The organism is Erwinia sp., assembly GCF_049696395.1.
Lineage (GTDB): Bacteria > Pseudomonadota > Gammaproteobacteria > Enterobacterales > Enterobacteriaceae > Erwinia.
Window position 1 is genome coordinate 60760 of the sequence record NZ_JBAVTT010000053.1, and the last position, 6443, is coordinate 67202.

At 50.1% G+C, this 6443-nt stretch carries 5 protein-coding genes and 1 rRNA gene; 1 reads left to right on the forward strand and 5 read right to left on the reverse strand.

The genetic code is table 11. The features are described 5' to 3' along the window. Positions 1–331 precede the first annotated feature (331 nt). The 4 genes from polA to WCC56_RS07575 all read right to left on the reverse strand — a co-directional run bounded on the left by polA (position 332) and on the right by WCC56_RS07575 (position 5554). The gene (polA, locus tag WCC56_RS07560; RefSeq protein WP_424691780.1) at positions 332–3118 is read right to left on the reverse strand and encodes a DNA polymerase I; all 2787 of its coding nucleotides are present in this window, start codon (positions 3116–3118) and stop codon (positions 332–334) included. Positions 3119–3539: 421 nt separating this feature from the next. Continuing rightward, positions 3540–4169: a thiol:disulfide interchange protein DsbA gene (gene dsbA / locus WCC56_RS07565; protein WP_424691781.1), complete on the reverse strand. Its 630-nt coding sequence runs from the start codon at positions 4167–4169 to the stop codon at positions 3540–3542. A gap of 55 nt (positions 4170–4224) precedes the next feature. Continuing rightward, positions 4225–5211, reverse strand: a complete 987-nt coding sequence (locus tag WCC56_RS07570) for a serine/threonine protein kinase (RefSeq protein ID WP_424691782.1) — start codon at positions 5209–5211, stop codon at positions 4225–4227. Between the two features lie 73 nt (positions 5212–5284). Continuing rightward, positions 5285–5554 carry a YihD family protein gene (locus WCC56_RS07575; protein WP_424691783.1) on the reverse strand — a complete coding sequence of 90 codons (270 nt, stop codon included), beginning with the start codon at positions 5552–5554 and terminating at the stop codon, positions 5285–5287. Between the two features lie 150 nt (positions 5555–5704). On the opposite strand from WCC56_RS07575, the gene mobA reads away from it, so the two are divergent. Beyond that, positions 5705–6232, forward strand: coding sequence for a molybdenum cofactor guanylyltransferase MobA (mobA, locus tag WCC56_RS07580; RefSeq protein ID WP_424691792.1), 528 nt, complete (start codon positions 5705–5707; stop codon positions 6230–6232). Between the two features lie 138 nt (positions 6233–6370). On the opposite strand, the gene rrf is transcribed toward mobA, so the two are convergent. Continuing rightward, positions 6371–6443 (reverse strand): 5S ribosomal RNA (gene rrf / locus WCC56_RS07585); the annotation flags it as partial.

Sequence of the window (6443 nt, forward strand, 5' to 3'; positions counted from 1 at the left end):
GATTACGTGAAGTAAAAGGTTTGAAAGATAGAACATCTTACCTCTGTACCCTACAACTGAAACTCTACAGGATTTTTTCGGCCCTCAAAAGGGTTTTTTGTAGTTAATTTTCAGAAAACACCCTGTGTTATCCAACTCAGCTCACAGAAAACGTCGCTGCCTGTAGCTTAATTACAAAAAAAATGCTTCCAGGATAACTGCTTAGGTGAAATTCTGAACGGCAGAGCGAGCGAAGGCTGGAGGACAAGGGGGAACTAAATCATTTTCTTATGGATAAAAAATGAGACTGAATTTGCTATAAAATCAGTCTCATCCGTGACTGGCCGGGAGATTAGTGCGCCTGCTCCCAGTTATCGCCAACACCGACATCCACCTGCAGCGGAACGTCCAGTTTCATGCTGTTTTCCATCAGATCGCGGATTTTTGCCGTAGCCGCTTCCACTTCTGAGGATTTCACTTCAAAGACCAGTTCATCGTGTACCTGCATGATCATTTTCACATCTTGCGTCGGCTGCGGTGTCAGCCAGCCATCAACCGCAATCATCGCTTTTTTGATGATATCGGCCGCTGTTCCCTGCATTGGCGCATTGATTGCCGCGCGCTCGGCCGCCTTACGGCGCATCGCATTGCTGGCATTGATATCCGGCAGATAAAGGCGTCGGCCATCCAACGTTGAGACATAGCCTTTTTCCGCTGCCTGCTGACGCGTGCTTTCCATATAGTCCAGCACGCCCGGATAGCGTTCAAAGTACAAGTCCATATACTTCTTAGCTTCACCCGCACCAATATTCAGCTGGCGAGACAGGCCGAAAGCACTCATGCCATAAATCAGGCCAAAGTTGATCGCTTTAGCGCTGCGGCGCTGTTCGCCGGTAACTTTATCCAGCGCCATGCCAAACACTTCGGCAGCAGTAGCGCGGTGAATATCCTTACCTTCAGCAAAAGCGCTCAATAACCCTTTATCTTGAGACAGGTGCGCCATGATGCGTAACTCAATCTGCGAGTAGTCCGCTGCGACAATCTTATGGCCTTTTGAGGCTATGAAAGCCTGACGTATACGACGGCCTTCTTCGTTCCTCACAGGAATATTCTGCAGGTTTGGATCGGTCGAGGAAAGTCGTCCGGTCGCCGTTACCGCCTGATGGTAAGAAGTATGCACGCGTCCGGTGATCGGGTTAATCATCAACGGCAGCTTGTCGGTATAGGTCGACTTCAGCTTGGCTAAACCGCGGTTTTCGAGGATGACCTTCGGCAAAGGATAATCCAGCGCCAGTTCAGCCAGCACTTCTTCACTGGTTGAAGGCGCACCGCCTGGGGTTTTCTTCGTTGGCTTGATGCCCTGCTTTTCAAACAAAATGGTCTGCAGCTGCTTCGGTGATGAGAGGTTGAACGGCTCACCGGCCAGTTCATGCGCCTTTTGCTCCAGCTCTGCCAGGCGTACGGTCAGCTCTTTTGAATGGGCGGCCAGGATCCCCTGATCGATTAACACCCCATTGCGTTCAATGCGTGAGATCACCGTCAGCAGCGGCATTTCGATATTCTCGAACACCTGCTTCGGTCCCTGCTCCTTCTCCAGCTCTGGCCACATCTTCAGGTGCAGCTGCAACGTCACATCAGCATCTTCGGCAGCATAATGCGCGGCCTGCTCCAGATCGATCTGGTTAAAGGTCAGCTGCTTTTTGCCTTTGCCAGCAATCTCCTCAAAAGAGACCGTTTTATGGTTCAGCCAGCGTGAAGAGAGCGTATCCATATCATGACGGCCACCTACGCTGTTCAGTGCATAGGACTCCAGCATGGTGTCGAACTTGATGCCTTGCAACTCGATGTCGTAATTCTTCAGCACGCCGCGATCGTATTTCAGGTTCTGACCTACCTTGAGCAACTTAGGGTCTTCCAGCAGCGGCTTGAGGCGCGCTAAAACGGTTTTGCGATCCAGCTGAGCTGGCGCATCAAGGTAATCATGGGCGACAGGCAAATAGGCCGCTACACCAGGCTCAATAGCGAAGGAAAGACCCACGATATTGGCGCTGAGCGTATCCAGCGAGTCAGTTTCCAAATCGAAAGCAAACAGTGAGCTGGCCTGTAATTTCTTCAGCCAGCTGTCAAAAGTCTCTTCATCAAGGATAGTGACGTAACCGTCAGCAGAGAGCGTGCTTGTGGCTTCTGCCTGCTCTTCAACTTGTTCAACCAGCGCTTTTTGCGCAGCAGGATTGCTCTTTTTGCCCTGCAGCCACTTTCCTTCTTCCAGATCGGTGATCCAGCGCTTGAACTCATATTCACGGAACATGCCCAGTAACTCTTCAACCGCTGGCTGATTGACCGTCAGCTGTTCACTGGTCAGCTCTAATTCCACGTCCGTTTTGATGGTCGCCAGCTGATAAGAGAGCAGTGCCATCTCTTTATTTTGTTCCAGTTTCGCCGCCATGGTTTTTGCACCACGGAAGGTCAGACTGGCAACCTTATCCAGATTCTCATAAATCTCTTTAATTCCGCCCAGCCCCTGAAGCAGCGCCTGAGCTGTTTTCTCGCCCACGCCCGGTACGCCAGGAATGTTGTCGGATGCGTCGCCCATCAGAGCGAGGAAGTCGATGATCAATTCAGGCGGAATACCATATTTCTCCACCACTTCATCAGGACCGAGAATAGCGTTGTTCATCGTGTTAATCAGCGTGATATCTGGCGTTACCAGCTGCGCCATATCTTTATCGCCGGTGCTGATTAAGACCGGTTTGCCTTTTTTACCGGCTTCCAGAGCCAGCGTGCCGATAACGTCATCCGCTTCCACGCCGCTGACGGCCAGCAAAGGCAAGCCCATCGCCCGGACCATATTATGCAGCGGCTCGATCTGCGCTCGCAGGTCATCCGGCATCGGTGGACGGTGGGATTTATAGGCTTCGAAGAGCTCATCACGGAAGGTTTTGCCTTTGGCATCAAAAACCACCGCCACATGGCTGGGCTTATATTGCAGCAGCAGGCTGCGCAACATATTCAGTACACCGTACATCGCGCCTGTAGGTTGTCCTGCGCTGTTGGTCAGCGGAGGGAACGCGTGGTAAGCGCGATAGAGGTAAGAAGAGCCATCTACCAGAATTAGCGGGTTTTCTGCAATTTGTGCCATAAGTCGTCACGTTCTTCGTTGGTTTTTTCAATGCGGTAAGGATGCCACAGCTGAGTACCAAAGATGAAATAACCTGGCGGATAAACTTCATTGAGCTGTTGATTTTGCGGGAGGTGACGCAGGAATAAGCTGTGGATAAGTTTGTGCGTAAAAATGATCCTGCTTTTGCATCGGCAGAATAAAATGTCTTCATAAAAACAAAAAAAACCTGTTTTCAATAAGTTAAAGTTATTCGCCAGGAATTACTTTAGGTTTTACGGAATAAGTTTAATGTGGATATTAATTATTGCCACAACCGATCGCACAGGATCTATGCCTCTCAATAAGGATCTTCTCAGCATGTTTATTCCGTGGAGAAGCGCCCACCGAAAGACGAAAACAACAACGCCGGCAATAAGCCGGCGTTGCAGACTGACTGGAATTACTTCTGAGTCAGCAGGAATTTCACTACGTTGGCATATTGCTGTACATAGTTATCCATTGAGCTGGTATCAAGTCCGCCGTTGTTAACCATGTATTTGCCGTTAACAAACATTGCCGGAACGCCCTGCAGCTGAACATCTGCTGCCGCTTTTTCCTGCTGGGCTACCAGAGATTTCACCACGAAGCTGTTCCAGGCACCGTCATAAGCTTCCGGTGTAATACCTGCCGCTTTCACGAAAGCGTCTTTCAGGCTGGCAGCATCAGTGATGGTCTGTGTTTTCTGAATGCCATCAAAGAGTGGCGTAGTGACTTTATCTTCTACACCCAGTGCCATAGCCACAGCCCAGGCCTGAGTCACGGTTTTACCCATATCGCCGCCCAGGAACTCAACGTGATACTTGGTCACTTTAGTGCCCGCAGGGACGCCTTTTTTAACAGCATCACTAACATGCCAGACGTTTTCAAACTCATAGCAGTGAGGGCAGAAGAAAGAGAAGAACTCGAGAACCTGAGGCTCGCCAGCGACGGGTTTCTGCATCGTCACGTATTGCTGGCCATCCGTAAACTGGGCTGCTGACGCGCTGAAAGCCAAAACAAGACCAACCAGCGCAAACCAAATCTTTTTCATCGTGAAACTCTCTCCTAACAGCAAAAGGGGCAAAACCGGAAAAGACGGTCAAGCCTTAGTATGCGGGCGTCAGCTGCAGCGGGGGCTCCTGCAACAACCTTGCCTGCTCGTTAAATAGTGAAATCTGCCTGCGCCAAAAATCTTCATCCGTCATCCACGGAAAACTTGCAGGAAATGCAGGGTCTTGCCAGCGGCGAACAACCCACGCCAGATAATAAACCATCCGCATAGCGCGTAAAGGTTCAATAAGTGACAATTCGTGTGTATCGAACTCACAGAATTCGCTGTAAGCCTCTAACAGAATATCCCACTGCAGGCGCTGCTCCTGAAGATCGCCGTTTATCAGCATCCATAAATCCTGTACGGCTGGGCCGTTACGGGCATCATCGAGGTCGACAAATAACGGGCCATCACGCCAGAGAATATTACCGGGATGACAGTCACCATGCAGGCGCAAAGGCTGCCACTGAGTATGCCAGTATTTTTGTAAAGTTGTGCCTATCAGCCGAACGCTGGCCAATAATGCTGTTTTCAACTTAGCCGGAATTAAGCTACTGGCTTCAAATACCTGAAGCGGCTCGTCGATGTATTCTTCCAGCCCAATAGTGGGCCGCACATCAAAGGTACTCTTGCGACCGGTCTGATGGATCCGGCCCAGAAATCGGCCTACCCACTCAAGCTGGTCGTAATTGTCCGTTTCGTACTGGCGGCCACCAAGGCTTGGGAAAACAGTATAAAGGTAGCCATTATGCTGATGCAGCGTTTTTCCCTGCAACACCAGAGGAGCCGCTACGGGAACTTCATCCGCAAACAGTTCTGCAGTGAACTGATGTTCTTCTGCTATCTGCTGTTGTGACCAGCGTTGTGGTCGGTAAAACTTCACCACATAGCGATTTCGATCTTCATCAGCGAACTGATACACCCGGTTTTCATAGCTGTTGAGCGCGGTAAGTCCCGACTCCACGCGGATCCCGGTCTCCCAGAGCGCATCCAGGATAGTATCGGGATCGAGATGTTGAAAGTTAAAAGCGGGTTCTTTCATCCGGCAGGCTCATAGCTTGAATTAGCCGTTAAGGATATCATTAAACTCAGCTGGCAGCGGGTAACAGCGGGGTTTAATCTTTAATCACGCCCCTCGCACGAAGCAGAGCAGTCTTAAAATCATCCTCGTAGTCTTTCTTAAGGCCCGGGATCTGCTCATCTTTTTCCATACTGCGCATTTTGAGGTGATAGATCAGAATATCATCTGTCAGTTCGTCAATCGGCCCGTTAAAACCTGACTCAGATGCCAGTTTCTGCAAAAATTGCATCAGATTGAGATCCGGCTCTTTCTGCCACTCAGGTTGCAGAAGAGAAATGAGTTCATTAAGACGGTGGCATTTCATAACAAGGTTCCTTTTGGTCTGAAGAGGAAGCCAGGTTACCAGCTTTAATCCCACATGAAAAGAGGGGTATTGTGGCGTATGACTCAGCCAGTTAAATACAGAGTAGAGGATGTCAGCGGGGTGATCCTGGCCGGAGGCAGAGGGTCCAGAATGCAGGGAGGGGATAAAGGGCTGGTTATGTTGCATGGCAAACCACTTTATCAACATGTTCTGGCAATCTTACAGCCGCAGGTTACCCAGGTTCTTATCAGCGCTAATCGCCACACTGAACGTTATCAGCAGAGTGGCTGCGACGTTTTTGCCGATACTTTTAGCGGATTTGCGGGGCCATTGGCTGGGATGTTGACCGCATTAAAGCGAATTAACACCGAGTGGGCGATTTTTGCCTCCTGCGATACCCCCTTTCTTCCGGCAAATTTGGTAAGCCAGCTTTGGCAGGGAAAAGAGGATCGGGCTAAGGTTGCCTGGGTACAGAGCGGTGAACGGGATCATCCTACCCTGGCTTTGGTCCACAGGAGTCTGGCGCCTCAGCTTGAAGCGTATCTGCAACGAGGCGATCGCAAGCTGATGTTTTTCCTGCAGGAAATGGGGGGTAAAGCGGTTAATTTCGAGGATGAGCGGGCTTTTATCAATATAAATACCCCGGAAGATCTCGCTCTTTTTCAGGATAAAGGCTGAATTTTGATTGCAAAAAAGCCCCATGTTTTCACATGAGGCTTCGCTATAGAGGCAAAACAGATCTTTGAGGGTAACTTTTATCCGTCCCGCAAACGCAAAAAACCCCAACCTTCCGGCTGGGGTTATTGCTTGTTTGATGCCTGGCAGTTCCCTACTCTCGCATGGGGAGACCCCACACTACCATCGGCGCTACGGCGTTTCACTTCTGAGT